Annotated in this window: 18 protein-coding genes and 2 pseudogenes; 13 read left to right on the top strand and 7 right to left on the bottom strand. The window is 71.6% G+C overall.

The features are described 5' to 3' along the window. Positions 1 to 37 precede the first annotated feature (37 nt). The 3 genes from SYYSPA8_RS31540 to SYYSPA8_RS31530 all read left to right on the top strand — a co-directional run bounded on the left by SYYSPA8_RS31540 (position 38) and on the right by SYYSPA8_RS31530 (position 8601). Positions 38 to 3394, top strand: a complete 3357-nt coding sequence (locus SYYSPA8_RS31540) for an FtsX-like permease family protein (protein ID WP_323450831.1) — start codon at positions 38 to 40, stop codon at positions 3392 to 3394. Between the two features lie 1503 nt (positions 3395 to 4897). Beyond that, positions 4898 to 7609 (top strand): FtsX-like permease family protein, encoded by a 2712-nt coding sequence (locus SYYSPA8_RS31535; protein ID WP_323450830.1) that lies wholly within the window; start codon positions 4898 to 4900, stop codon positions 7607 to 7609. Then, entirely contained in the window at positions 7606 to 8601 is a 996-nt protein-coding gene (locus tag SYYSPA8_RS31530) for an ATP-binding cassette domain-containing protein (RefSeq protein WP_323450829.1), read from the top strand. Before SYYSPA8_RS31535 ends, SYYSPA8_RS31530 begins: the two co-directional genes overlap by 4 nt. Positions 8602 to 8652: 51 nt before the next feature. Here SYYSPA8_RS31530 and SYYSPA8_RS31525 read toward each other — a convergent pair whose 3' ends face one another. Beyond that, on the bottom strand, positions 8653 to 9315 hold the full coding sequence (locus tag SYYSPA8_RS31525) for a potassium channel family protein (RefSeq protein WP_323450828.1): 663 nt from the start codon (positions 9313 to 9315) through the stop codon (positions 8653 to 8655). Beyond that, the gene (locus SYYSPA8_RS31520; protein ID WP_323450827.1) at positions 9315 to 9983 is read right to left on the bottom strand and encodes a potassium channel family protein; all 669 of its coding nucleotides are present in this window, start codon (positions 9981 to 9983) and stop codon (positions 9315 to 9317) included. Before SYYSPA8_RS31520 ends, SYYSPA8_RS31525 begins: the two co-directional genes overlap by 1 nt. A 202-nt stretch (positions 9984 to 10185) precedes the next feature. On the opposite strand from SYYSPA8_RS31520, the gene SYYSPA8_RS31515 reads away from it, so the two are divergent. From SYYSPA8_RS31515 to SYYSPA8_RS31500, 4 genes and pseudogenes are all read left to right on the top strand, one after another. After that, positions 10186 to 12231 carry an APC family permease gene (locus tag SYYSPA8_RS31515; protein WP_323450826.1) on the top strand — a complete coding sequence of 682 codons (2046 nt, stop codon included), beginning with the start codon at positions 10186 to 10188 and terminating at the stop codon, positions 12229 to 12231. A 210-nt stretch (positions 12232 to 12441) separates the two neighbouring features. Next, positions 12442 to 13779: a class I SAM-dependent RNA methyltransferase gene (locus tag SYYSPA8_RS31510; RefSeq protein WP_323450825.1), complete on the top strand. Its 1338-nt coding sequence runs from the start codon at positions 12442 to 12444 to the stop codon at positions 13777 to 13779. 143 nt (positions 13780 to 13922) lie between these two features. Continuing rightward, positions 13923 to 14142 (top strand): annotated as a pseudogene (locus SYYSPA8_RS31505) (DNA cytosine methyltransferase); the annotation flags it as partial. A gap of 480 nt (positions 14143 to 14622) precedes the next feature. Next, positions 14623 to 15576 (top strand): annotated as a pseudogene (locus tag SYYSPA8_RS31500) (IS481 family transposase). Positions 15577 to 16333: 757 nt separating this feature from the next. On the opposite strand, the gene SYYSPA8_RS31495 reads toward SYYSPA8_RS31500, so the two are convergent. Then, on the bottom strand, positions 16334 to 17239 hold the full coding sequence (locus tag SYYSPA8_RS31495) for a helix-turn-helix domain-containing protein (protein ID WP_323450824.1): 906 nt from the start codon (positions 17237 to 17239) through the stop codon (positions 16334 to 16336). A 213-nt stretch (positions 17240 to 17452) separates the two neighbouring features. On the opposite strand from SYYSPA8_RS31495, the gene SYYSPA8_RS31490 reads away from it, so the two are divergent. Then, positions 17453 to 17872, top strand: coding sequence for a hypothetical protein (locus SYYSPA8_RS31490; RefSeq protein WP_323450823.1), 420 nt, complete (start codon positions 17453 to 17455; stop codon positions 17870 to 17872). A gap of 370 nt (positions 17873 to 18242) precedes the next feature. Further along, positions 18243 to 19193, top strand: coding sequence for an endonuclease/exonuclease/phosphatase family protein (locus SYYSPA8_RS31485; protein WP_323450822.1), 951 nt, complete (start codon positions 18243 to 18245; stop codon positions 19191 to 19193). 117 nt (positions 19194 to 19310) lie between these two features. On the opposite strand, the gene SYYSPA8_RS31480 is transcribed toward SYYSPA8_RS31485, so the two are convergent. The 3 genes from SYYSPA8_RS31480 to SYYSPA8_RS31470 all read right to left on the bottom strand — a co-directional run bounded on the left by SYYSPA8_RS31480 (position 19311) and on the right by SYYSPA8_RS31470 (position 21250). Next, complete coding sequence (locus SYYSPA8_RS31480) at positions 19311 to 19559, bottom strand: type II toxin-antitoxin system RelE family toxin (RefSeq protein ID WP_323450821.1); 249 nt, start codon at positions 19557 to 19559, stop codon at positions 19311 to 19313. After that, positions 19556 to 19936 (bottom strand): hypothetical protein, encoded by a 381-nt coding sequence (locus SYYSPA8_RS31475; RefSeq protein WP_323450820.1) that lies wholly within the window; start codon positions 19934 to 19936, stop codon positions 19556 to 19558. Before SYYSPA8_RS31475 ends, SYYSPA8_RS31480 begins: the two co-directional genes overlap by 4 nt. 282 nt (positions 19937 to 20218) lie before the next feature. Beyond that, entirely contained in the window at positions 20219 to 21250 is a 1032-nt protein-coding gene (locus SYYSPA8_RS31470; RefSeq protein WP_323450819.1) for a transcriptional regulator, read from the bottom strand. On the opposite strand from SYYSPA8_RS31470, the gene SYYSPA8_RS31465 reads away from it, so the two are divergent. Beyond that, the gene (locus SYYSPA8_RS31465; protein ID WP_323450818.1) at positions 21219 to 22232 is read left to right on the top strand and encodes a hypothetical protein; all 1014 of its coding nucleotides are present in this window, start codon (positions 21219 to 21221) and stop codon (positions 22230 to 22232) included. The genes SYYSPA8_RS31470 and SYYSPA8_RS31465 overlap by 32 nt on opposite strands. A 248-nt stretch (positions 22233 to 22480) precedes the next feature. On the opposite strand, the gene SYYSPA8_RS31460 is transcribed toward SYYSPA8_RS31465, so the two are convergent. After that, positions 22481 to 23341 (bottom strand): DUF5655 domain-containing protein, encoded by an 861-nt coding sequence (locus SYYSPA8_RS31460; protein ID WP_323450877.1) that lies wholly within the window; start codon positions 23339 to 23341, stop codon positions 22481 to 22483. A gap of 504 nt (positions 23342 to 23845) precedes the next feature. Here SYYSPA8_RS31460 and SYYSPA8_RS31455 point away from each other — a divergent pair. From SYYSPA8_RS31455 to SYYSPA8_RS31445, 3 genes are all read left to right on the top strand, one after another. Continuing rightward, positions 23846 to 24124 carry a hypothetical protein gene (locus SYYSPA8_RS31455; protein ID WP_323450817.1) on the top strand — a complete coding sequence of 93 codons (279 nt, stop codon included), beginning with the start codon at positions 23846 to 23848 and terminating at the stop codon, positions 24122 to 24124. Beyond that, a complete protein-coding gene (locus SYYSPA8_RS31450; protein WP_323450816.1) occupies positions 24121 to 24519 on the top strand; it encodes a PIN domain-containing protein in 399 nt (132 codons plus the stop codon). Before SYYSPA8_RS31455 ends, SYYSPA8_RS31450 begins: the two co-directional genes overlap by 4 nt. A gap of 904 nt (positions 24520 to 25423) precedes the next feature. Next, the gene (locus SYYSPA8_RS31445; RefSeq protein WP_323450815.1) at positions 25424 to 25831 is read left to right on the top strand and encodes a hypothetical protein; all 408 of its coding nucleotides are present in this window, start codon (positions 25424 to 25426) and stop codon (positions 25829 to 25831) included. The last annotated feature ends 439 nt before the right edge of the window (positions 25832 to 26270 follow it).

Below are 26270 nucleotides of genomic sequence, written 5' to 3'. Positions count from 1 at the left end.
CGGGGACCACGAGGACCACGGGGATCGGGGGCGTACGGTGGCGGGGTTCGTCTTTCTCCGCGCGCGGGGGCACCGGCTGCTGCTGGCGGCGGCCCTGCTCGCGATCGTGCTGACCACCGCCGTGCTCGCCACCCTCGCCGCCTTCGCCGGCTCCGTCGGCGACGCCGGTCTGCGCAAGGCGCTCACCACCCGGGACGCGGCCGCCGCCGCGCTCTTCGTCACCTCCGAGACCCCCGGCCCCGACCGCGCGGCCGCGACCCGGGACGCCGCCGAGGGGGCCCGCCGCACCTTCGACGGACTGCCGGTGACGCTGAGCCGGTTCGACCGCTCCGGCTCGTACGCGCTGCCGCGCTCGCTGCGGCCGCCGGCCGAGCGCCGCGCGGGCGAACCGGACCTCACCTCCTTCGCGGTCGTGGACCGCTCCCGGGTCCGGCTGACGGCGGGCACCTGGCCCGCGGCCACGGACGGCGGCGGCCGCGACGTGGTCGGGGTGGCGGTGCCGGAGGTGGCGGCCAAGCGGCTGGGCCTGGCCCCCGGCCCCCGGGTGCTGAAGCTCACCGACCGGCTCGGCGGCGACCCGGTACGGATCCGGATCACCGGGGTCTACCGGCCCGCCACGGCCGCCGACCCGTACTGGCGGCTGGACGAGCTGGCCGGGCGCGGCGTCCGCACCGAGGACGTGTTCACCACGTACGGTCCGCTGCTGCCGCACCCCGACGCGTTCGGCTCCGACCGGATCAGCAAGGGACGCCTCGGCTGGCTCGCCACCGCCGACTTCACGACGCTGGAGTCCGGCCGGATCGACGCGCTGGGCGCGGCGGCGAAGAACAGCCAGCGGTACCTGGTGGAGCGGCCCGCCCTCACGGACGCGGGCGTGGTCACGCGCACCGACCTGCCCCGGACGCTGGAGCGGCTGGAGCGGGCCCTGCTGGTGTCCCGGGCGACGCTCCTGATCGTCTCCCTGCAACTGGTGCTGCTCGCCGGGTACACGCTGCTGCTGGTCGCCCGGCTGCTCAGCTCGGAGCGCGCCGGCGAGACCCGCACCCTGCTGGCGCGGGGCGCCTCCCGGGCCAGGATCGCCTGGCTCTCCGCGCTGGAGGCGCTGCTACTCGCCCTGCCCGCCGCCGTCTGCGCCCCGCTGCTGGCCGGTCCGCTGACCGGACTGCTCGCGGAGCACGGGGTGCTGGCCCGCGCCGGGCTGCTCATCGACACCGGGCCGACGCCCGCGCTCTGGCTGGTCGGCGCGGCGGTGGCGCTGCTGTGCGCGCTGGCCGTGGTCGCCCCGGCGCTGACGGCCGCGCACACCGGGGCGGGCCGGGCCCGGGAGCTGCCGGGACCGCTCAAGGCCGGTGCCGATCTGGCGCTGCTCGCGGTCGCCGGGGTGGCGTACTGGCAGCTGGAACGGCAGACCTCCGGGGGCGGCGCGCTCAGCGGCGACCGCGACGGGCGGCTGGGGATCGATCCACTGCTGGTGGTGGCGCCCGCGCTGGCGCTGCTCGCGGCCACGGTGCTCACGCTGCGGCTGCTGCCGCCGGCCGCGCGGTTCGCGGAGCGGCGGGCGGCGAAGGGCCGAGGGCTCATCGCCCCGCTGGCGGGCTGGCAGTTCAGCCGCAGGCCCCGGCGGGGCACCGGGCCGGTGCTGCTGCTGGTGCTCGCGGTGGCGCTGGGGATGCTGGCGATCGGCCAGTCGGCGTCCTGGGACCGCTCCCAGGACGACCAGGCGGACTTCGTCTCCGGTGCCCCGGTACGGGTACTGAACGGCGGGTCGACCGCGCCGTTCGGCCAGTCCGGCATGTTCGACGGGGTACGCGACGTCCGCACCGTGGCGGCCGCGACCCGGACCGGGATGACGCTGTCGGGCGGCCGGCAGGCGACCGTCCTGGCCCTGGACACCACGCGCGCCCACGGCGAACTCCGGCCGCGCGCCGACCTGGTGGACGGCGACCCGGCGCGTTTCCTCGCACCGCTGCGGCCCGGCCCGGGCGGCGCGGCGGGCCTGCCGCTGCCCCGGGACACCGCGCGGCTCGTCCTCGATCTGCGCGGGTCCGCGCCCGGCGCGAGCGACCCCCAGCCCCTCACCGTGGGCGTGACCGTGGCAGACCGTCACGGCACCACGTACACGATGCAGATCGACGACATCCCGGCGGACGGCCGGCGGCACACCCGGACCCTGGACCTGGACGCGGCCGCCGAGGCCCCGATGGGCCGGGCGGCGGCGCCGCTGACCCTGACCGCCGTCGAGTTCCACCAGGTGGGCGCGGCGGACCGGAAGACCTCCAAGCGGTTCGCGGTCGAGGAGGTGCGGGCACTCGCCCGGGACGGCTCGGCCCGCCCGGTGGCCGTCCCCCGCGATCTGGCCTGGCGGCCCGTGGCGACCTCCAGCGTGTCGGCCGACCTCACCGACGAGCGGCAGTCCGAGCCCACCGCGAGCGCCGCGCGCCCGTCGGCCCGTGCCCTGATGGACATCCGCTACGACGCGGGAGTCGCGTACTGGGACGGGTGGGGCTCGGAGCCGTCGCTGGGCGTGCGGATCGCGGCGAAGCAGCCGACGGCCCCGGTGCCGGCGGCGCTGGTGACCGAGCGGTTCGCCAAGTCCAGCGGGGCACGGGCCGGTTCGGTGATCACGATCCCGCTGGCGGGCGCCGATGTGAAGGTGCGGATCGCGGGGGTCGTGGGCCAGCTGCCGACGCTGGGGCCGGGCGCGAGCGGCCAGGCGACCCCGGTGGGCGGCGCGGCCGGCCCGGCGCCGCTCGACGGCGGCAGTGTCCTGGTCGACCTGCTCGCCGTGAACAAGGTCCTCGCCGCCCGGCCCGACGGCGGGCTCCCCGTCACCGAGTGGTGGCTCTACCCGGAGCCGGGCGCCGCGGCGAAGGTCGCGGCGGAGCTGCGGGAGCGGCCCTCGATGGACCCGGGCCAGATCCAGGTCCGCGACGAGGTCGCGGACACGCTCCAGCGGGACCCGCTGAGCGCGGGGCCGCAGTCGGCCCTGTTCGCCGCGACGGTCGCGGCGGCCCTGCTCGCGGCGGTCGGTTTCGCCGTGGCGACGGCGGCGGCCCTGCGGGAACGCGCCTCGGAGTTCGCGGTGCTGCGGGCGCTGGGGGCACCCCGGCGGCAGCTCGCCCGGCTGGTGGCGGCGGAACAGTCCCTGCTGATCGCGCTGGCGCTGCTGATCGGCGTCGGCATCGGCACGGTGCTCACCCGCGCGGTGATACCCCTGATCGTCCTGACCGGCCAGGCCGCCCAGCCGGTACCGGCGGTCCTCGTGCAGCTGCCCTTCGACCGGGTGGCGCTCCTCCTCGCCGCCGTCGCGGCGGCCCCGGTCCTGATCGTGACCGCGCTGGCCCTGCGACGGGGCGAGGCGGCGACGGCGCTGCGCGTGCCGGGAGGCGAGTGAGATGCGGGTGGGTGAGGGGCCGGCGGGCGCGCGGATGACGGTGCCGGCGCGATCCGGACTGCTGCACGGCGGGGCCGCGGAGGCGGCACCCGGCGTCCAGCGGGCCACCGGCACGGGCCCCTTCCGGCGGCCGTCCGCACCGGGCGGGGCCACGAGCGCGCCCCGGGGCACGGCACTCGCTTACCCCCGCAACTGGCAGAGCCACGGTCCGGCGCGAAGCCGACCCGCCGCAGCAGGGCACCGCTCCCGGCGAACGGCCAACACAGGCCTCCTCCTGTGGCCGTCCGCACCGGCCGGGGCCACGAACACGTCCCGGGGCATGGCACTCCCGTACCCCTGCGGCCAGCGGAACCACGGTCCGGCGCGAAGCCGGCCCGCCGCAGGACACCGCCCCCAGCGAACCGCCGGCACGGGCCCCTTCCGGCGGCCGTCCGCAGAGGCCGGGGCCACGAACGTGCCCCAGGTCACGGCACCCGCGTACCCCCGCAACCGGCGGGACCACGGTCCGGCGCTGCCCTCCCCCGGCGGTCACGCGGCGCAGGAAGCGGCTGCTCCGGCGCGTGCGGGGAGCTGCGTTCCGTGGGGCCGTGCGGTCGGCGACCACGCGGCGGTGCAGGGCCTGCCCGGAACCCCCGCCCGCGCACAGAGGACACAACGCGCCCACGCGGAGCGCCCGACGACCCGTACAACATCCACCCGCTACAGGTCCGGAGTGATGGCCGACCGCCCCCGTACGGGCACGAACCCGGGTCCGGCGCTCCCGACGCGCGGAACGGCCGCCGCAGGGCACTCCCACCCACGAGGCCCGGCGACACAGCCACCGAGCTGCGTTCCGTGGGACCGTGCGGTCGGCGACCACACGGCCGCGCAGGGCCTGCCCGGGACTCCCGCCCACGCACAGAGAACACAACGCGCCCACGCGGAGCGCCCGACGACCCGTACAACATCCACCCGCTACAGGTCCGGAGTGATGGCCGACCGCCCCCGTACGGGCACGAAACCGGGTCCGATGCTCCCGACGCGCGGAACGGCCGCCGCAGGGCACTCCCACCCACGAGGCCCGGCGGCACAGCCACCGCACGCGTACCGGGGCACGGCCTGCCCGTGCCCGTATGACCTGCGGCCCACTGGCGGCCGGTGGCATCCGGGCGCGGCGCGCCGGGGCCCCGGGACGACGCGTCACGGGCTCGGGGACACGGTTTCCCCGTGCCCGCAGGTGGCCGTGTACGGGGGACCGGGAACGCGTGTGTCGCCGCGCCGGTGCACCGCTCGCCCCTGGGCGCGGTGCGCCCGGCCGGCCGGCGGCGCCCGGGGAGGCCGGGCCGGGGCGCCCGCCTCCGTATACAGAACGCGGGACGCCCGCCCGGCGACGACGTGCACACCCGCGTCGCAGGGCTTCGGGACCGGCGCGGTCCGGGGAGCACGGCGCGGCGGCAGGGCGAAGGGCTTGGCTCCGGCGGGCGGTCCGTCGGGGAATTGGGGAAGCACAAGGAGGCGGGCGGCGTGAAGGCGGTCGCTCCCTGGGTCCGCACCCGGCTGCGCGCAGCGCCCGGGGCAGCGCTGGCTCTGGGGGTTCTGGTCCTGGTCACCGCGTTCCTGGCGGCGGCGTTCCCCCGGGCGGTGGACACCTACGAGGGCGAGGGGCTGCGGCAGGGGATCCGCGCGGCGGACCCCGATGTCCGGGGGCTCGGTCTGACGGTGGCGGCGCCCGGGGAGGGCAGTGCCCGGGAACGGTCGGCGGGTCTGACCACCGAGCGGCTGGAGGGGCGGTACCGTGCCTTCGCCGAGCGGCTGCCGGAGCCGCTGCGCGCGGACATGGGGCAGTCCTCGTACGGGGTGCGGGCGGTCAAGCCCGTCGCGACGACGGACGAGTGGATCCCCCGGCTGAGCGACCCGGCCACGGTGTTCACCGCCGCGGCGCCGGCCCGCCTGACCGACCACGCGACGCTGCGGTCGGGGCGGCTGCCCCGGACGGACCGGGCGACGCCGGCCACCCGCACGGTCGAGGCCGTCGTCACCACCGCCACCGCCAGGACCCTGAAGATCAAGGTCGGTTCGACGGTGCACCTGAGCCGGGCGAGCGTCCACGGGCCGCTGGCGGTCCGGGTGACCGGCATCGTGGAGCCCCGGCAGCCCCGGGCGGACGTCTGGGCGTACGAGCCGGCGCTGCGGGAGCCGATCCGGCGCTACACGCAGGGCGCCCCGACGTTCCCGTACTGGCACGGCTCGCTGCTGCTGCCGGTGGAGGCCGCGCCCGTGCTGCTGTCGCTGGGGCCGGAGACGGAGACGTACTGGCGGCTCTCCGTCGACGCGGAGGGGCTGGGCACCGACGATCTGCCCGCGCTGCGGGCGGCGGTCACCTCGGTGGAGAGCGGCCCGGGGCTGAGCGCGCTGCGCGCGGCCGGCGAACCCGCCCTGGAGGTGGCGACCGGCCTGGACGACACGCTGGTCCGGTACGAGGAGACGCTCGACGCGATCGCCCCGGTGGTCGCGGTCGCCGCCGTCGGCGCGGCGACGGTCATGGTCGTCGTGGTGCTGATGGCCGGGAGTCTGGCGCTCACCCGGCGCCGGGCCGAACTGACGCTGCTGCGCTCCCGGGGCGGTTCGCTCCCGGGGATCGCGGGGCGGCTGCTCGCGGAGAGTGCCGTGGCGGTGGTGCCGGCGGCCGTGGCGGGCGCCGCGCTGGCGTGGGTGCTGTTCCCGGCGGGCCGGGCGCCCGCCGCGCTGCTCGCCACGGCGGCGGTCGCGGTCGTCGCCTGCGGGACGCTGCCCGTGCGGGCGGTGCTGCTGCACCGCAGCGCCCGCGTCCACGGCGAGCGGGACGATCTCACCCGCGCCCGCCCCTCGCGCCGCCGTACGGTCGCCGAACTGACGGTCCTGGTACTGGCCGTGGCGGCCGCCTTCGCGCTGCGCCGCCGGGGCACGGACTCCGGTGGCGGTGTGGACCAGCTGGTGAGTGCCGCGCCGGTGCTGGTGGGCGTGGCCGGGGCGCTGCTGATCGTCCGGCTGTATCCGCTGCCGCTGCGGCTGCTGGCCCTGCCGCTGGCCCGCAGCCGGGGCGCGCTGGGTTTCCTGTCGCTGGCGCGGGCGGGCCGGGCGCCGGCCACCACGACGCTGCCGCTGCTGGCGCTGCTGGTGGCGTTGATGACGGCGGCGTTCGGCGGTTCGGTGCTGGCGGGCGTGGACGCGGCCCGGGACCGTGCCGCGCTGGTCGCGGTGGGTGCGGACGCCCGGATCGAGACCATCGACGACGAGCTGCCGAAGGGGGCGGTGGAGCGGGTGCGGGCCGTCGCGGGCGTCCGGGACGTGGTCGCGGTGCGCCGGGAGTTCGATCTGGATCTGCACGACGGCGGCGACGCGGTCGTGACGCTGTTCGCGGTGGACGCGAAGGCGTACGAGCGGCTGGCGCGCGCCACCGGTCAGGGCGAGATCGACGCCGACGCCCTGACGGTGGACTCGGGTCCGCTGCCCGCGCTCGCCTCGCCCGCCGTGGCCGACCGGCTGGGCGGCCGGCCGGTGACGGTGGGCACGCCGGACGGGCAGTTCACGGTGCGGCTGGCGGGCGTACGGACATCGCTGCCGGCCCTCGCGGACAACTTCGTGGTGGTCGACGCGGCGAGTCTGAAGTGGCCGCTGGGGCCCACCGCGCTGATGGTGACCGGTGAGGGTCTGTCGGGGCCCGCGCTGAAGGCGGCGGCGGGCGGCGGGGTCTCGGTGGATCTGCGGTCCGCGGAGCGGGCCGGGTTCACCGACGCGCCGGTGCACCGGGGCGCCGAGCGGATCTATCTCGCGGCGGCCGCGACGGGCGCCGGGTACGCGGTGCTGGCGGTGCTGCTGTCGCTGCTGCGGGCGGCGCCCGAGCGCACGGCGCTGCTGGCGCGGCTGCGGACGATGGGACTGACCCGGCGTCAGGGCCGCTGGCTGCTGGTGCTGGAGAACCTGCCGCAGACCCTGCCCGCCGGGATCGGCGGCGCCGTGGTGGGCTGGGTGGCGATCACGCTGGTGGCGCCCGGGGTGGATCTGGCGGAGCTGGCACTGACCGGGCAGGGGCGGTTCGACGTCCTGGGCGCGGTGCGGCTGACGCCCGACACGGGGAGCCTGCTGCTGCCGGCGGCGGCCGTGGTGGTCGTCGCCGCGGGGGTGGCGGCGCTCCAGGCGTGGGCGGTCACCCGGCGTACGACAACGACCGAGCTGAGGGTGGGAGACACGCGATGAGCGAGCCGCTGGATCTGCGGGAGCTGGAGCGGCGGGCGGTGGCCGGGCGGGAGAGTCCCGGGTACGGCCATGACGCGCTGATCACCTGCGACCGGCTGGTGCGGATCTTCACCGCCGACGGGGTGGAGGTGCAGGCGCTCCAGGGTCTCGACCTGCTGGTCCGGGAGGGCGAACTGCTGGCCCTGGTGGGCGCGTCCGGCAGTGGCAAGTCGACGCTGATGAACATCCTGGCGGGCCTGGACGAGCCGACGGCGGGCGCGGCCCGGGTCGCCGGGTGCGATCTGCTGGCGATGGGCGCGAAGGAGCGGCTGCGCTACCGGCGCGAGGTGGTGGGGTTCGTCTGGCAGCAGACGGCGCGGAATCTGCTGCCGTATCTGACGGCGGCGCAGAACGTGGCGCTGCCGATGCAGTTGCGCGGACGGTCGGCCGGGGGGCGCGGCAGGCGGACCGAGCGGGTGGAGTCGCTGCTGGGCATGTTGGAGGTCGCGGAGTGCCGGGACCGGCGGCCGCACCAGATGTCCGGGGGGCAGCAGCAGCGGGTGGCGATCGCGGTGGCGCTGGCGAACGAGCCGTCGGTGCTGCTGGCGGACGAGCCGACGGGTGAGCTGGACTCGCACACGGCGGAGCAGATCTTCGCGGCGTTCCGGACGGCCAACGAGGAGCTGGGCACGACGATCGTGATCGTCACGCACGACCAGGCGGTGGCGTCGGAGGTGCGCCGTACGGTGGCGATCCGCGACGGGCGGACGTCGACGGAGATCCTGCGGCGCACCAAGGTCGACACGGCGACGGGCCAGGAGTCGATGGTGGCGCGGGAGTACGCGATGCTGGACCGGGCGGGGCGGTTGCAGCTTCCGGCGGAGTACACGCGGGCACTGGGGATGCGGGACCGGGTGCTGCTGGAGCTGGAGCCGGACCACATCGAGATCCGGCCGGACGACGAGAGCGGCGCGGACAGCACGGGCGGCGGGGGCGGCCCGGCGAAGGGCTGACCTGGGGGGTACGGGGACACGGCGCGTGTCCCCGTACCCCTCGCAGAGGGTCTACTTCCGCACCGAGAGCAGTTCCTCCAGCTGCTCCTCGCGGGCCTGCGCGGCGACGAAGAGCAGTTCGTCGCCGGACTCCAGGGTCTCCTCCGGGCTGGGCGTGAGCACGCGCGAGCCGCGGATGATGGTGACGAGGGTGGTGTCCGGCGGCCAGGCGACATCGCCGACCTGGGTGCCGGCGACGGCCGACTCGGGCGGCAGGGTCAGCTCCACCAGGTTGGCGTCGCCGTGGCTGAAGCGGAGCAGCCGGACGAGGTCGCCGACGCTGACGGCCTCCTCGACCAGGGCGGACATGAGCCGGGGGGTGGAGACGGCGACGTCGACGCCCCAGGACTCGTTGAAGAGCCACTCGTTCTTGGGGTTGTTGACGCGGGCGACGACCCGGGGCACCCCGTACTCGGTCTTGGCGAGGAGGGAGACCACCAGGTTGACCTTGTCGTCGCCGGTGGCGGCGATGACGACGTGGCAGCGCTGGAGCGCGGCCTCGTCCAGTGAGGTGATCTCGCAGGCGTCGGCGAGCAGCCACTCGGCCTGCGGCACCCGCTCCACGGAGATCGCGGTCGGTGCCTTGTCGACGAGGAGGACCTCGTGCCCGTTCTCCAGCAGCTCTCCGGCGATGGAGCGGCCCACGGCGCCGGCTCCGGCGATGGCGACGCGCATCAGTGACCGCCTTCCTCGGGGCCCTCGGCGAAGACCGCCTCGACCTTCTCGATCTCGTCGGTCCGCATCATCACATGGACCAGGTCGCCCTCCTGGAGGACGGTCTGCGAGGTGGGCAGGACCGCCTCGCCGAGCCGGTTCAGGAAGGCCACCCGGACGCCGGTCTCCTCCTGGAGCCGGCTGATCTTCTGGCCGATCCAGGCGGGCGAGGTGTGGACCTCGGCGAGCTGCACCCCGCCGCTGGGATCGCGCCACAGCGGCTCCGCGCCGGACGGCAGCAGCCGGCGCAGCATCTGGTCGGCCGTCCAGCGGACGGTGGCGACGGTGGGGATGCCGAGCCGCTGGTAGACCTCCGCGCGGCGGGGGTCGTAGATCCGGGCGGCGACGTTCTCGATGTTGAACATCTCGCGGGCGACCCGGGCGGCGATGATGTTGGAGTTGTCGCCGCTGCTGACGGCGGCGAAGGCCCCGGCCTCCTCGATGCCCGCCTCCCGCAGGGTGTCCTGGTCGAAGCCGACGCCGGTGACCCGGCGGCCGCCGAACGAGGAACCCAGCCGACGGAAGGCCGTGGGGTCCTGGTCGATGACGGCGACCGTGTGCCCCTGTTGTTCCAGGGTCTGCGCGAGAGCGGCTCCCACTCGCCCGCATCCCATGATGACGATGTGCACGCCCGTCCTTCCGGCTGCCACTGCTGGCAATTCTTTGCACAGTATTTAACGGTGCTCTGTCCTAAAGGGTCTCAGACCCCGGCCCAAGCTACACATGCCTGGTACGCCTGGGACAGCGGGTATCAGGGGGAGGCGTGGATTCCGCCGATGGGCGGGGGTGGTGGGTGGGCGCGGCCCATATCGAACCCTTACGATCCTCTCCGTGTCCAAACTGACCGACCTGCCCAAACGGATTCTCATCGGCAGGGCGCTGCGCAGTGACCGGCTCGGCGAAACGCTGCTTCCCAAGCGCATCGCCCTGCCGGTCTTCGCATCCGACCCCTTGTCCTCCGTGGCGTACGCGCCCGGCGAAGTGCTGCTGGTGCTCTCCATCGCGGGCGTGTCGGCGTACCAGTACAGCCCGTGGATCGCGCTGGCCGTGGTGGTGCTGATGTTCACGGTGGTCGCCTCGTACCGCCAGAATGTGCACGCCTACCCGAGCGGCGGCGGCGACTACGAGGTCGCCAACACCAATCTCGGTCCGAAGGCCGGACTGACGGTGGCGAGCGCGCTGCTGGTCGACTATGTACTCACCGTGGCCGTGTCGATCTCCTCCGGAGTCGAGAACCTGGGCTCGGCGGTTCCCTTCGTCGTCGAGAACAAGGTTCTCTGCGCGGTGGGGATCATTGTGCTGCTGACGCTGATGAATCTGCGCGGCGTCCGGGAATCGGGAAAGCTCTTCGCGATCCCGACATATGTGTTTGTGGTGAGCGTCTTCGCCATGATCGTCTGGGGTGCCTACCAGGGGATTGTGCTGGACACCACGATGAAGGCGCCGACGGCCGATTTCGAGATCAAGGCGGAAGAGGCCGGGCTCGCGGGATTCGCGCTGGTCTTTCTGCTGCTGCGGGCCTTCTCCTCCGGATGTGCCGCGCTGACCGGTGTGGAGGCCATCAGCAACGGCGTGCCCGCGTTCCGCCGGCCGAAGTCGAAGAACGCGGCGAACACGCTGGCCCTCATGGGGCTGCTCGCCGTCACCATGTTCTGCGGAATCATCGGGCTGGCGATGGCCAGCGATGTGAAGATGGCCGAGAATCCGGCGCACGAGCTGCTCAAGAACGGTGTGCCGGTCGGCGACGACTATGTGCAGAACCCGGTGATCTCGCAGGTCGCGGCGGCCGTCTTCGGGGACGGCACCTTCTTCTTCGTCCTGCTCGCGGCGGCCACGGCCCTGGTGCTCTTTCTCGCGGCGAACACCGCGTACAACGGCTTTCCGCTGCTCGGCTCGATACTGGCGCAGGACCGCTATCTCCCCCGTCAGCTGCACACCCGGGGCGACCGGCTCGCGTTCTCCAACGGCATTGTGCTGCTGGCGGGTGCGGCGGCACTGCTGGTGTGGGTCTACGGCGCGGATTCCACCAAGCTGATCCAGCTCTATATCGTCGGCGTCTTCGTCTCCTTCACCCTGAGCCAGACCGGCATGGTGCGGCACTGGAACCGTCATCTGCGCACCGAGCGGAATCCCGCCAAGCGCCGCCGGATGATCCGTTCCCGGGCGATCAACGCGTTCGGCGCGTTCTTCACCGGTCTGGTGCTGGTCGTCGTGCTGGCGACCAAGTTCACCCATGGCGCCTGGGTCGCCCTGCTGGGCATGGTGATCTTCTACGCGGTGATGAGCGCGGTCCGCCGCCACTACGACCGGGTGGCCGAGGAGATCGCGGCCCCGGACGAGCCGGGCGCCGACAGCGTACGGCCGTCGCGGGTGCACTCCATCGTGCTGGTCTCCAAGGTCCACCGGCCGACCCTGCGGGCGCTGGCGTACGCCAAGCTGATGCGGGTCGACAAGCTGGAGGCGCTCTCCATCAATGTGGACCCGGCCGAGACCAAGGCGCTGCGGGCGGAGTGGGAGCGGCGCGGGATCAATGTGCCGCTGAAGATCCTCGACTCGCCGTACCGGGAGATCACCCGGCCGGTCGTCGACTATGTGAAGGGTCTGCGGCGGCAGAGCCCGCGCGATGTGGTGAGCGTGGTGATCCCCGAGTACGTGGTGGGTCACTGGTACGAGCATCTGCTGCACAACCAGAGCGCGCTGCGGCTCAAGGGGCGGCTGCTCTTCACGCCCGGGGTGATGGTGACCTCGGTCCCGTACCAGCTGGACTCGTCCGAGAAGGCCCGTAAGCGGCTGCGGCGCCGGCAGGACTGGGCGGCGCCGGGATCGGTGCGCCGGGGGCCGGTGGACGAGCGTCCCCGGGAGCCGGCCGGCGACTGACCGGGCCGCCCGGTCGTCCCTGCGGGGATGACCGGGCCCGCCGGTCGCCCCTGCGGGGAGTGAGTGGCCCCACCGGCGACGTAGACTGGTGGGCTGCGCCGTCTTTCCGGGCGCCCGCCCTCCCTTCCAGGCCCTCGCGGGTCTCTTCCGGGGCTCATCCAGGCTTTCCGGGACCGTCCACACCCTTCCGACGTACGGAGTCACCCCGCCATGCAGAACGCTTCCGCTTCCTCCCCGGTCTCCCTGATCGGGGAGGAGTACGAGGTGACGGTGGGTCCCGTCGCCCATGGCGGGCACTGCATCGCCCGCACCGAGGGCGGCCGGGTGCTCTTCGTGCGCCACACCCTGCCGGGCGAGCGGATCGTCGCCAAGGTCACCGAGGGTGACGAGGACTCCCGCTTCCTGCGGGCGGACGCCGTGAAGATCGTCGAGGCGTCGAAGGACCGGGTCGAGGCACCCTGCCCGTTCTCCGGCCCGGGGCGCTGCGGCGGCTGCGACTGGCAGCACGTGAAGCCGGGCACGCAGCGGCGCTTCAAGGGCGATGTGATCGCGGAGCAGCTCCAGCGGCTGGCCGGGCTCACCCCCGAGGAGGCCGGGTGGGACGGCACGGTCGCGCCCGCCCCCGGGGACAAGCTGCCCGCCGGCGAGGTGCCCGCGTGGCGCACCCGGGTGCAGTACGCGGTGGACGCGGAGGGCCGCGCGGGCCTGCGCCGGCACCGCTCGCACACGGTGGAGCCCGTCGACCACTGCATGATCGCGGCGCCGGGCGTCAGCGAGCTGGGCGTCGAGAAGCGCACCTGGCCCCAGATGGCGGGCGTGGAGGCCATCGCGGCCACGGGCTCCGGCGACCGCCAGGTCGTCCTGACCCCGGCCCCGGGCGGCCGCCTCCCCCTCGTCGAGCTGGACAAGCCGGTCTCGGTCCTCCGCGTCGACGAGCGCGACGGCTCGGTCCACCGGGTCCACGGCCGCGCCTTCGTCCGCGAGCGCGCGGACGGCCGCACCTACCGCGTGGGCGCGGGCGGCTTCTGGCAGGTCCACCCGCAGGCCGCCGACGTCCTGGTCAAGGCCGTGATGCAGGGCCTGATGCCGCGCAAGGGCGAAACGGCGCTGGACCTCTACTGCGGCGTCGGCCTCTTCGCGGGCGCCATCGCCGAGCGCGTCGGCGACCAGGGCGCGGTCCTGGGCATCGAGTCCTCGAAGCGCGCGGTGGAGGACGCCCGCCACAACCTGCGCGACCTGGACCGCGTCCGCATCGAACAGGGCAAGGTCGACCAGGTCCTCCCCCGTACCCGGATCACGTCGACGGACCTGATCGTGCTGGACCCCCCGCGCGCGGGCGCCGGCAAGCAGACGGTCCGCCACCTCGCCTCCCTGGGCCCCCGCCGCATCGCCTACGTGGCCTGCGACCCGGCGGCCCTCGCCCGCGACCTGGCCTACTTCGCCGAGGCGGGCTACCGGCCGCGCACGCTGCGGGCGTTCGACCTCTTCCCGATGACGCACCATGTGGAGTGCGTGGCGATCCTGGAGCCGGTGAAGAAGGACGCCTGAGCTGGGGTTTTGCCGATGTGCGTTATGTGCATTGTGTGCGTTACGGGCGATATCTTGACGCTGAAATGACGCTCGTGACGCTCGTTGATCATGGTCTGGCGCCGCTCTGACCAGCGGATTTCCGTTACTGAGCGTTGATGCCGTCCTTGGCGGGCAAGGGCCTCGGTCTGCTCGACCTGCCGCTGGTCCACCGGACAGTCGCCGACCTCGCCGCCGGACGTGACACCCGCGAACAGCTCCTCACCGCCTGCCGGAATCAGAGATCCCTGCTCGCGGCGGCGCCGATGCGACTACCTCTACGCCCTCGGCCGGGCAGGAGAGCCGGAGTGGATGGCCATGGAAGAGGCCCCATCAGGCCCTCCCCGGAACCCCGCCCCGCGCCCGACTCCTGCCTCCACCCGAGCGCGGAGGCAGGGACCAGACGGCCCATGACGAACGGGTCCTGCTCACCTGTGGGCGAACGCAGCGGCCGCGCCTTGCGGGCGCTGCCGCCCTGCTGTCGAGGACCTCGCCTGGCAGCACCTGAGCGCAGCACTCTCGGTGCCGGGAGCGATCCTTCTGCCCGGGGGCAGCGACGGGCCGGTCCGATGGTTCGACCAATACCGCGGGAAGATGCTCCTTCACGCGCAGTCCCTGGGCGGAGCAAATCCCAAGGGTGCCCTCAACTGGCGCGTCACCGAAGAGCTGGAAGCAGCCTCACAGGGCGACATTTAGCCGACCACCGCCTCGCGCTAGGTGTGTTGTCCCGGGACGTTGGTGACACGCGTGCTGGGTGATTGAAATGGGTGAGGGCCTCTGGGTTTGGTGTGGATTACGACATCTGCACCAGCCCGGGAGGCCCTCATGTCCCACCGTAACGCCCCGCTGACCGAGACCGGCCGCTTGCGCCTCGCCCGCTGTGTCGTGGACGACGGCTGGCCCCTGCGCCGGGCCGCGGAACGCTTCCAGGTCAGCCACACCACCGCCGCCCGCTGGGCCACCCGCTACCGGGACCTCGGCACCGCCGGAATGAGTGACCGCACAAGCCGCCCCCACCACCAGCCACTGCGAACCCCCAACGAGGTCGAACAACGGGTACTCACGCTGCGCCGCGAGCACCGGATCGGCCCCCTGCGCCTCGCCGTCCGCTGCGGGATCGCACCCTCGACCGCCCACCGCATCCTCACCCGCAACGGCGTCCCGCCCCTGGCCGCACTGGACCGGGCCACCGGCGAACCCGTCCGACGCTACGAACGCGCCCGCCCCGGAGAGCTGGTCCACATCGACGTCAAGAAACTCGGCCGGATCCCCGACGGCGGCGGCCACAGGACCCTCGGCAGGGCGGATGGCAGACGCAACCGGACCGGCACCGGCTACGCCTACCTCCACACCGCCCTCGACGACCACACCCGCCTCGCCTACACCGAGGACCTCCCCGACGAGACCGCCCCCACCTGCGCCGCCTTCCTCACCCGGGCCACCGCCTGGTTCGCCACCCAGGGCATCACCATCGAACGGGTCCTGACGGACAACGCCTGGGCCTACACCAAGAACACCTGGCGCGACACCTGCCGTGACCTGGGCATCAGCCCACGCTGGACCAGACCCTGGCGACCCCAGACCAACGGCAAGGTCGAACGCTTCCACCGCACCCTGCTCGACGAATGGGCCTACCAGAGGCCCTACACCTCAGACCACGAACGCCAGCAAGCGTTCACCGACTGAATCGACTGGTACAACTACCACCGACCCCACACCGGCATCGCCGGCCACACACCCGCCAGCCGCGTCACCAACCTCCCCGAACAACACAACTAGAGCTTGTCGTCAAAGTGATCTTGGATTGTGGATCAGGGAGGGGTGATACGCCGCCATGAACTGTCCGATGCCGAGTGGGAACTCATACGGCCACTGCTGCCCCGACATGTAGTAGTGAATTGCATCGGCGTTGCGGGGGCGGCTTGGCGGCCGCCCAGGGAAGAGGAACCCCGGTATGTCCTTGCTCGGATGAAGTACCGACGTGCTGCTCGGTCTGTCGATCTGCCGTTCGATGAGACGCGCGAGCTTGGGGGAAGGAGTACGGGATTGCGGTCGATGGTGAGGTAGGCGCGATCGGCTTCCCGGCTGAAGCGGTCAGTCGTGAGCTGGACGATGCGGGTGGCTGGTAGGGCATAGAGGCTTATCCGGGCACCGATGATTCGAACCTCCAACGGCAAGCTGTCGTCGTTGAGGCATCGCCGGAGATGCTGATTGAGCTCGTCGGTGTCGAGGAAGCGGGAAGGAAGCCCGGGCTTTCTCGCGGGGATGGAGACCTTGCCAGTCAGGCGGCGGGCGACTGCCCAGCGGATGAAGGTGGCGAGTGCGCGTCGACGGGTGGGGTGCGTGTGGATCGGGTCCGGTGAGCACCTGGTGACCCTGCGGCAGGACACCATGTACCAGAATCATGCCCCGGGCCCCGCAGCGCTCTGCTCCGTGAGCCTCAGCGCCCCCGGGCCCGCGAGTCCCGCCCAGCGGGCCGCAGCACCACCCACCAGCCGAGCACACCCCAACTGGAGCCGGGAAGTGCCTGCACTGTCTATGGCGAGCTGGTGTGTTGGTGCGTGGTGATGAGCGCTTCCACGAGCCAGCAGTGGGTGCTGCCCACAGTGGGCCTTTGGCCGGTGGTGAGGATGGAGATGTGCTGCCAGTAACGGCGGAACAACGGGACGGTGGTGCGGAACTGCGCGCCCATGAAGGCGCGAAAGCCCGGGCTGTCGTCCTGGCCGCGGGCGCGGGCGCAGGCACGGGAAAACTTGTCCAGTGCCTCCCCGGGCTGCGGGGGCAGACCGGCGGCGAGGTCTGCTTCGGCGATCTCGGCAGCTTCGATCAGTTCGGTGTACAGCGACGCTTTGTCCCGCACATGAGGCGCAGCCCAGTACGTCCGAAAGCCCGGTTGCGCGATGAGGGCGTGCAGTTCGGCATAGGCCAGTACCGCTTGAGGCGAAGGGTCCTGCGGTGGATCCGGGACGGCTTGCGCGGTGATCAGGTCGACCAGGCGCGCGGGCACACCGGCGGGGAGCACTCGCTCCCAGGCCCTGCCGAGGTCGAGAGAGGCTTCGGACAGTCGTTGCACCCGGGACAGTACGGACAGCCGGCGCAGCCGCTCCTGGCCGGAGCAATCGTCGAGGGCTTGCAGAGTGGCCTGGCGCCAGCTCAGTTCGGCTAGCCGTGTCCGAGTCCGGTCGAGCGCGCGTGTGACCAGATCGCTCAAGGAGCTTTCACCGGTGGCGAGCTGGGTGATGGTGGAGATCGGGGTGTCCAGGGCGCGCAGCTGCTGCACCAGCCGCAGCTGCTCCAGCGCCTCGTACGTATAGCGACGGTGGCCGCCGGCACTGCGGTGCGCCATCGGGAGCAGTCCGATGTCGGAGTAGTACCGGATCGTCTTCACTGGTAGCCCGGTGTGGGCCGCCAGGTCTCCGATCGTCCAAGTTATGTGGCTCATCTACTTGAACCTCCAGTGCGCTGGAGGTCCTAGTGTATGAAGCGCCAGGGGCGAGAGGCGAGAGCCTCGTCTCTGGCCCTGGCGTCTGGTGGCCGACAGTGAACCGTGTCGGTCGCGGGAGTCCTGTGGCCGAAGAACAGCAGCCGGTGCGGACAGCGCATTCCCCGCGCTCTTGCCTCTCCGGACTCGAGTTCACCATCAAAGGAGCAGATCATGATGATGAGGATCGCGGCAGCGGCCGTCACCTGTTTCGCCGCTCTCGGCACGATGGCAAGCCCCGCACAGGCGGACAGCGGTGACACCGCCGTCGGCGGCGTGACGGTGTCACCGTTCGCCGGGGAGAACGGCTGTGTCAGCACCACGGGTGCCAAAGCCTGCTTCTTTCACTATGGCGACAGGATCGTGGTCGAGGACACCAGGGGCGACGGCCTGCGGTCGGTCGCGGAGTTCAGGTTCAGCTATGACCGTGCTCCCGGCGAGTGCCACAACGCCGGGGGCGAGGGTTCGAGCCGCGAGTGCAACTACAACATGTGGGAGCAGGGGCAGGTCAGCATCCGCGCCGTCACCCGCAACGGTGCGAGCGGGCAGAATGTGAACGAGAGCCCCTGGAGCGAGTGGTTCAACATCGGATAGACGAGAACGCCGAGCCGCCTCCTCTGATGTGAGGAGGGTCAACTCGGCGGCGCTCACCGCCGATCAGACCAGCTCCCGGTATCAGGTGGCGGCCCTCCGTCCAGGGGGCCGCCACCCGGTGCCCGCGTGCCCGGACAGGGTGTGGAGCGCCAAGGGCGTCGACAGCCGTCGCCCGTTCGCCCGCACCGGTCTGTCTGGCCGCATTCGAGCGCTGCGGAGCTGTTGTGCTCGCATGCCCGATTCCGGGTGCCCGTGATCGCGGGTTGGCCGAGCGTGTATCGCACACAGTGGCGCACCAGGTCTGCGGTCTCCGGAGTGCGAGTCCGGTGGCCGTTGCGCGACCCACGACCAGGAAAGGCAGGGCCCCTTCATGTCTTCTGTCGGCAGGATACTTCTTGCCGTGCTTCTCCCCGTCGGCCTGCTCTTCGCGACGGGCCCAGTACGGGCCGATGTCCCTGATCCGGTGAGCTGGCCCAGGCCGAGGTTCCTGTCCTACAACGTCTGCGGCGCGTCGTGCAGCATTTACCAGGGTTCGAAGCCCGCCTGGCGCGACAAGGTGGTTGGTGCCGTGGATGCCTGGGACACCGACTTGCTCATGCTTCAGGAGCTGTGCCATGGGCAGTGGACACTCCTGCGGGACGCGCTGGGGAACCGCTCCTCCGGTGGGCCCTCGTACGACTCGGCGTGGGGTGCGGCCCTGGGGTCGGCATCGGGGTGCGCGAAGTGGGGACCGGACACACGGTACGGGCTGGCCGTCTTCGCGAGGGGCGGCCCGGGCACCATCGACAACGGCAGCCGGACCGTCACCTTCCTCGACAGGCCCTCGGCCGGCGAGCAGCGGATCCTGCTGTGCGCGCGAACCCGGGTGACCGGGCGGGACGTGCGCGCCTGCAACACCCACCTTGACTACCGGGGGGACAATCCGCGCGCCCAGGCCGGACAGGTGGCGGCCCTCACCCGCGGCTTCGCGAACCAGGGCGAGCCCGTTGTGCTGGCGGGGGACTTCAACATGCTGCCAAAGGACCGCCGCATGGACCCCCTCTACCACCACAGCGGCGGCACGGGGATCTTCCAGGAGGCCGATGAGAACGACAAGTCATACTTCAGGGGGGCCGACTGCCCGCAGTCCGGCGACCGTTGCCGCAGCGGCGAGGCGACCGCCGAACCCGTGTGCTCGCCCCGGGTCACCGAACCAGGGAAGATCGACTACATCTTCCTCGGCTACGCCTGGTTCCAGACCGTACGGGGTGACGCGGCGGCCTGTACCCCTGGTATGTCGGACCATCACCTTCTCCGGGGCGCCGCCGCATGGGAGCGCTGACGCGCCCGGCCGTCTCCGACAGCCGGGGGCTGGCCGGGACGGAGCGCTCCGCGGCCCGGCAGGATCGTGAACCCCAGAGGGCTGGAACGGAGCCTGTGAACGTGTTCACCGGGTCGATCAGCGGACCCGGCCGACGAGGTCGATGGCGATCACGACCGGCGTGCTCTGCTGGATCGTGTACCAGATGCGGTAGCGGCCGACGTGGATGCGGTACTTGCCCTCGCCGCAGTTCTGCGCCCCGCTGGGCCGGGGGTTGTTCAGCAGTAGGTTGACGCTGTCGAGTACCTGGTCGACGCCGGTGGGGTCGTCTTTGCGGTACCGGGCCAGGTTGTTCCTGGCGGCTTGCTCCCATTGGACTTGGCTCATGAGGTCATCCGCCCGCTCAGGTGGTCCCGCAGTTCCTCGGTGGTCGCCGTGGTGGTGGTGCCGCGCAGGCGGTGCAGTTCGTTGTGGAGGAGGCCGAGAGCGTCTTCCAGGACTTCGAGAACGGCCGGGGAGATGATCAGCGCGACGGTCTCGCCGGTGTCGTCCGTCAGTGACAGTGACGGGGCCTCGTGGGCGAAGGCCAGCGCCTTCTCGGCGTCGAGGGCTGGGACGTCCCCCTCCGCTTCACGTCGGGTGAGCTCTTCCCGGGCCTGGGCTACATAGCGCGTGGCCGCGTTCAGTTGCCGGGCCGCGTCCGGGATGGAAAGGGTGTCCACCGGTCCCTGGCGGACAAGGCCATCGAGTTCGGTTGGGTCCATAACGGTGAGCGTAGGCGGGCGATGTCCGCACCGTGACTCACCTGCCCCGGCGCGTATGGGCCCGACGGGCGCGCGCAGGCAGAGCAAGCGCCCCCTCAGAGTCGGATTAGCCCGCGCGGGCCCCGCCGCGGTGTCGCCCTGCCGGAAGCACAGCGGCACGTGACCCCGGGGTTCTGGCTTCCGTGCGACCGGTCGGCCCATGCGCACTCTGCGGGCCTTGGGCTTGTCGGTGCCGTGAGTCAGCCTGGGGCGGAGGTTCAGCGGCGGCGTGGTGTCAGGGGTTCAGAAGTGATCCGAGTGACCGCCTCTGACGTGCGCGGTGGCGATCCACGCGTAGTAAAGGACGCGGTCGCGGTGGGCTTCGGGGGCCAAGGCGTTGAGGCCGTCGGTGAGAAGCTGTTCGGCGGTGGCGGGGTCGCCGAGGCCGAGGAAGGCCCGGCCAGTTTCGGCCATCAGGCTGGGGCGCACCATCCAGTACGACCAGGCGGGGTTGGTGTCGCCGGTGCGGGAGCGCTCGTACTCGGTCTCGGCGCGGGCGAGGAGGCGGGCGGCGTGGCGGGCGTCTCCGGTGGCGGCGGCCGCGCGGACCTGCCAGATGGTGATCATCGCGGCGACGAGAGGGGTCGTGCGGGTTCCGGCGAGGTCGCGGGCAGAGTTAAGCATCTGGGCGGCGGTGGTGGCTTGGCCGTCGTAGACGCAGGCGAGGGCGAGGTTGGCCAGGAGGTAGGCGCTGCGGGCGGGGTCGGCGACCTCGGCGGCGGCGCGCAGGGCGGTGTGCCAGGCGCGGTGTGCGGCGGCGGGGCGGCCGGCGTCGAACTCGGCCCAGCCGAGGAAGCGGGCGTACTCGACGGCGAGGTAGTGCAGGTCGGTGGTGCGCTGTCCGGTGTGGCGGGCCTGACGGAGGATGCGGGTGACCATGCGGAGGTCTTCCCGGGCGGTGTTGGTGCAGGGGGTACCGCCCAGGGAGTCGTCGAGGTGCCACAGGGCGGTGAGGCGGGCGTGGAGGGCGGTGGAGACCTCTTCACCGACGTATCCGCCGCTCATGCCTCTGGTGATCTGGTTCTGGACGTGGCGGGTCCAGCGGGTGGTGAGGTCGGTGAGCACGTCGGCGGGGAGGAGGGCGGCGGCGCGGGCGGGGTCGGAGGTGAGGTCGCCGAGGGCGGACATGGTGGCCTCCGGGGTGAAGGGTGCCCGAATGTCGGTGCCGGGCAGCGCGAGCAGGAGCCAGTCCGGCCATCCTCGCGCCCGCACCTGGTCGGGGTCGACCCCGTGAAGATCGGCCATGGCGAGCTGGGCGGGCAGTTCGGGCTCCACTCCCGTGTCCCAGCGGGCGACCTTCCAGGAGGCTTTCCGCGTCCTGGGGAAACTAAGCCAGGGTGAGGCTCCCGTCCCCTCTGCCGCCAACCCGGATCAGGTGCTGCTGGAAGCCCACGTTCAGCTGAATCTGCTGAAGTCCCGGAACATCTACACCCGCTACCCCCTCGGAATTATCGCCGTACACCCCGCCCCAGACACCATCGGCCTCCAGGTGGAAAGCGTGGAGCGCGCGACCGAGACCCTCTTCAACATTCTCCCGGTGTGCGGGCCCGACGGCGAACTCCACGGTGTGCCGGGCCTGCGGATCACCCGGTGGCACAAGACCGCCATCGAGCTCCACGTCCTGGGGCAACCCGCCCGCCTGTGCCTCTCCGGCCTTCCCCACCGGCTCTGGCGCCAAGCGGAAGCGGGCACGCTGTCGAAATGGATCGACCCGGCCGAGATGCGCCTGTGCTGGCGCTCCTCACCCACCAAGTACACCACCGTGAAACGAGAAGGCCGGAGCATGTGGGAAGACCCGGACGACGACTACACCCAGACAATCCGCCGCGGAGCCTGGCTGAGCAGCGGGCTGCTCCGGCGGGTGGCTCTCCTGCACACGGTGTCCAACACCTTCGTCGCCGATGGGTACCGCGCGCTGGACCACGTGGCACTGGTGGTCCGCTCCTCGCACGTCCGCGGACAGGGACCGAGGCCGCATCACATCGTCGCCGCCCTCCTGGACCCCGTCTTCGGCCTACCGCTCCGGGTGGCGCGGTTCCGGGGCGACACCGACGAAAGCTACGGGGCAGACCAGCACTTCATCCTCAGGGACCGAGCCGGGACCGCCGCACTCGACCTGCGGGCCTCCACCGAGAAGACTCCCTCCCGCATGGACGGCACCCTGTGGCGGTCCATCATGCGCAGACTACCGACGCGGGGCTTCACGAGCCCGGAGACAGGTCCCCTCACCATTCTTGACGGCATCGGAGCACCATAGCGAACTCGCCTGGGCGAAACAGCGGGAGCGTCGCCCCGGTAGCGTCCGAACCCCGGCCGGTTCGGGAATTCGAGGGCTGGCAGTGCCCCCGGCGCCGTTCACCGGCGCACGATAGCCGGAGATCCCCGGTTCACGGAACCGGGGATCCGCCGGACCATTGATTACTCCACCGCCACGTCATGCCCCCTCCCGAAGAAGGAACGCCGACTACGACCCAACCTCCACCCCAGAGCGACAAGCTGGTACTTCTATGCTCCCGCGTAGGCAAGGCGGAGCAGTTCCCCGGCCCGCTCCAGGTCCCGCTCGGACCGGAGCTGGACCTCCAGGTCCCCCGTTCCGTGGTGGCCGAGCCCCGTCACGTCCCGGGTGAACCCGAGCGTGAGGTCGACCTCCCTCGGGTCGACCTTCACGTAGACGAGGGTCTTGGCCTGCCGCGCCGGCGGGACGCAGACGAAGTTCCGCAGCCGCCGGTAGGCGGTGTACTGCTTGCGCCGCACCGCCGCCACATCATCGCCCAGCCCCAGCAGGACCTCGTCCAGGGCCTTCGAGAGATCCGCCATCGCCCGGTCAGCCGTCTGGCGACCCGGTGCTGCGGCGGTCCGTGCCCCCGCCCCGCTCCGGCGGCGGGGCGCTCCGGCGTGTCCGCGGACGGAGGCGACGGTCTCCAGCGAGATGTGGTCGTCGCTGTACAGCCGGTAGCGGACGAGGTCGATGCTGCGCCGGTGCTCGCGTACGGCGTGGACGTCGTAGCGGGTGAAGTCGCCGACGACGCAGATCACGCGCGGGGCGCTCCAGAGAATCCGACCGGCGGCCCCGGCGCCGATGCGGTCGCGCACCAGGTGCTGGAACTCGTCCCGGTGGTCCATCAACCAGGACAGGTAGAACAGGCCCTGGTTGATCACCCCGGCGTCGGTCGCCCGCTTGTACTCGACAATCACCGGCGACCCGTTCTCGTCCAGGCCCAGCGAGTCGATCCGTCCGCCGTGGACCGGCCCGGTGCTGTACTCGCTCGCCAGGAACCGCACCCCGAGCATGATCTCCATATGGGCCTCGACCAGGCCCTGCACATCCGCCTCGACCTCCGCCAGACGCGGCATGACCTCCGCCATGCCGCGCTTCGTGCTGAACAGCCTCAGCCCCATCGCCCCCATCCCAAGATCGCTCCAGGGGCCCAACACGTGCGGCATTATAATTATTTCGCCGAGGCTGTCGGCCTCCCACGCCACCCAGCGAAGCACAGGCACACAGAGTGACAAACTCGCTGGCCCGGCTCCGGCATCGGGCTCCGGAACCCCATCCGCCCCTCCCACCTCTTGACGCTCATATGACGCTCAGGGCCCAAAAATCTCCGCACGAGACGACACTAAATGGCCTCTGACCTGCACCTTCTCCCGACATCACCGGTTTCGATCTCTTCCCGATGACGCACCACGTGGAGTGCGTGGCGATCCTGGAGCAGGTGAAGAAGGACGCCTGAGCCGCGGTTTTGCCGATGTGCGTGATGGGCGTTGTGGCGATGCCAGCAGGCCGGATCGGTCGGGTCGGCGGCCGAACCGATCCGAGACACCCAACAACGATGGCCTTATAGCATTTCGAATGCCATACTCATGGTCATGGTGGACGACAGCAACTTCCGACCTGGCGATGGCCCCAGTAGCGGCATCTCCGTCACCTTGGCCGCCGGGACACTCCAGGCCATCCGCGAGAAGGTCGGCAAACGCGGAGTCTCCGCCTACCTCGAACGGGCCGCTCAACGCCAGATCGAGCGCGACAATCTGGACGAGCTCATCGCCGACTTCGACAAGGTGCACGGTCAGGCCGATCCGGAAGCCGTGGCTGTCAAGCGTGCCAAGCTCACCGGTCTCGCCTCCCAGGGCGGGGTGGCCGCGTGAGCGGTGCCCTGCTCCTGGACAGCGGGGGACTGGCAAAGGCCGTGCAGCGAGACCGGGAGGTCCACGAGTGGCTGACGGCAGCCCGAGAAGCGGATCTTCCAGTGGTCACCTCAGCGGCAGTACTGGTGGAAGTCATCCACCCGAGAATCAATGACGCCGCCCTGAAGTGGACGCTGTCCCGGCTCCGGGTGGAGCCGGTCACCCAAGCCTTCGCCCACTCCGCCGCCACCCTCCTCCGGGGGGCAGGGCTGCACGGCCACAAGTACGCCATCGACGCCATGCTGTGCGCCACAGCGCTGGCGCAGCCGGGCAGAGTGACAATCCTGACCTCCGATGTGGAAGACATCGAGTTGCTCACGGCTGAACACGCGCGGGTGATCGCCGAGAAGGTCTGAACCGGCGGGACGGTTCGTCCCCCATGCGGGCACCCCGAGGTCCTCCTCCCGCCCCACTTCTTCGAAGCCCTCGACGCCACATCCACCAGCTCAACCGCGGCGCCCATCCTCCGTGGACAGCGCGAACGTGTTGTGGTTGCGGAAAGCTCGGATCACGGGCGCCGGTCGGTCGGTTCGTCTTTTCTGGGCGATACGAAGGATGCCCGTGCTCTGGACACCTGGTCGGAGGGTGGGGCGGCTCGGTGGCCGTGGATTCGATACACCATGTCGTCAGGACAACGGTGCAAACGGGCCTGGCGCCAGGCAGCGTCGTAGAGCAGGACGGTTCTGCTGCGCCACTGAATGACCAAGGCTCGCAGGCTGGTCAGCGGAGCCAGCAGTACTCGCCACAGGACGAGCTTCACGGATGCGCCCTTCGCGACGCTCTTTCAGACCCAGGTGTACCCGCCGGCGCGATGCTGCTGGGCAGGCTGCCGCCGTTGAGAGCCTTGAGGGAGTCCGACAGCACGAGCATGGCCTGCTGTCGCTTCTCGATGTCCGTGAATCCTTGGCCGAGATCCGGGTGATCGTAGAGGTTCTCCTTCAGGAAGCGCAGGCGGCGGACACGCTGCTCGCGGAGGCGTACCCCAGTGTGGTCGCCAGGTGGTGGTGTAGACGGCCTCGAACGCGATGCCGTGGGAAACACTGGGCAGCAGACGCGGCTGGACAGACCTACTGGTGCGGACCGCGCGGCGCCATGGCCACCTCATGCGAGGCTCTCTTCGAGTGGGGAGAGCGCGCGCGGGCGAAGCCAAGTACGCCGCTTCAAGGGCGTTGCCGATCGCCGGAGCTCAGGTACTCGCCGCCGAGCGCTTCAAGCTGGCCAACGGGGAGCCGGTGCCGTAATCAGGAGAGGGCTTCGGGCATGACCGATTTCATCCGTACCGGGAGACTGTTCCGCGTGGCCGGGTTCAACCCGTCCCACCGGCAGTTGTTCCTGCAGAGCGAAGCGACACAGATCGACGGGACCTCGACCCATGTCGAGGTGCACATCGGCCATGTGAAGCTGATGCTCCTACAGCCCTACTATCGCAACGGCCTGCACATCCGGCACGCCACACCGCAGGAGTTCAGAGTGCTGGCGGAGCGGCACGGACTGGAGTCCGACGACGCGTCCTACACCTGGATGCTGGACCCTGACGGCGACAGCTTCGTCATTGGCAGCAATCCGGACTGGCGCGAGGCGGAGTACGCGCTGATGGACGGCCGGGAATCGCTGTACGCCGGGCCCTGGCCGCCGGACTTCCCGGTGGCTTCGGGGAACGTGTTCTGACGCCTCGGCGCCACGGACATACCCGGTGAGGGCGGCACCTGTACCACGGGTGCCGCCCTCACCTTGTCACCGGCAAGGCCATCGGTTCACCGACGGCATGATGACGGGGACCGCTCGCCCGCCACAGGCGAGGCATACGGGCTCAGAGGATCGGAGTGTCCAAGTCCGTCCCCAGGATCACCCACCGGTAGACCTCCAGGTTCGCGCCCGGCGGGCAGGGCGGACAGTTCGAGGCCGGCCTCGATCGCCGCTTCCGCCTCTGCCGGGACGACCACCCGGTGCGCCGGCCCCCAGCGGCACCGCCAAACACCCTCTGAACTGCAGATGTCCCCGCCGCCATCTGTCTCGATACCCTTCCCGATGACGCACCACGTGGAGTGCGTGCCGATCCTGGATCCGGTGAAGAAGGACGCCTGACCTCGGGCTGGACACCGCGCCC

This window comes from Streptomyces yaizuensis, from assembly GCF_034961445.1.
Taxonomy (GTDB): Bacteria; Actinomycetota; Actinomycetes; order Streptomycetales; family Streptomycetaceae; genus Streptomyces; species Streptomyces yaizuensis.
The sequence above is the reverse complement of the archived record's forward strand: the minus strand, read 5'-3'. Positions and strand labels throughout refer to the sequence as shown.

Bases quoted from the DNA above. Each gene is read 5' to 3' on its own strand.
- SYYSPA8_RS31530 (WP_323450829.1), top strand. From the start codon at position 7,606: ATGAGCGAGCCGCTGGATCTGCGGGAGCTGGAGCGGCGGGCGGTGGCC.
- SYYSPA8_RS31525 (WP_323450828.1), bottom strand. From the start codon at position 9,315: ATGCGCGTCGCCATCGCCGGAGCCGGCGCCGTGGGCCGCTCCATCGCC.
- SYYSPA8_RS31510 (WP_323450825.1), top strand. From the start codon at position 12,442: ATGCAGAACGCTTCCGCTTCCTCCCCGGTCTCCCTGATCGGGGAGGAG.
- SYYSPA8_RS31495 (WP_323450824.1), bottom strand. From the start codon at position 17,239: ATGAGCCACATAACTTGGACGATCGGAGACCTGGCGGCCCACACCGGG.
- SYYSPA8_RS31490 (WP_323450823.1), top strand. From the start codon at position 17,453: ATGATGATGAGGATCGCGGCAGCGGCCGTCACCTGTTTCGCCGCTCTC.
- SYYSPA8_RS31485 (WP_323450822.1), top strand. From the start codon at position 18,243: ATGTCTTCTGTCGGCAGGATACTTCTTGCCGTGCTTCTCCCCGTCGGC.
- SYYSPA8_RS31480 (WP_323450821.1), bottom strand. From the start codon at position 19,559: ATGAGCCAAGTCCAATGGGAGCAAGCCGCCAGGAACAACCTGGCCCGG.
- SYYSPA8_RS31475 (WP_323450820.1), bottom strand. From the start codon at position 19,936: ATGGACCCAACCGAACTCGATGGCCTTGTCCGCCAGGGACCGGTGGAC.
- SYYSPA8_RS31465 (WP_323450818.1), top strand. From the start codon at position 21,219: ATGGCGAGCTGGGCGGGCAGTTCGGGCTCCACTCCCGTGTCCCAGCGG.
- SYYSPA8_RS31460 (WP_323450877.1), bottom strand. From the start codon at position 23,341: ATGGCGGAGGTCATGCCGCGTCTGGCGGAGGTCGAGGCGGATGTGCAG.
- SYYSPA8_RS31455 (WP_323450817.1), top strand. From the start codon at position 23,846: ATGGTGGACGACAGCAACTTCCGACCTGGCGATGGCCCCAGTAGCGGC.
- SYYSPA8_RS31445 (WP_323450815.1), top strand. From the start codon at position 25,424: ATGACCGATTTCATCCGTACCGGGAGACTGTTCCGCGTGGCCGGGTTC.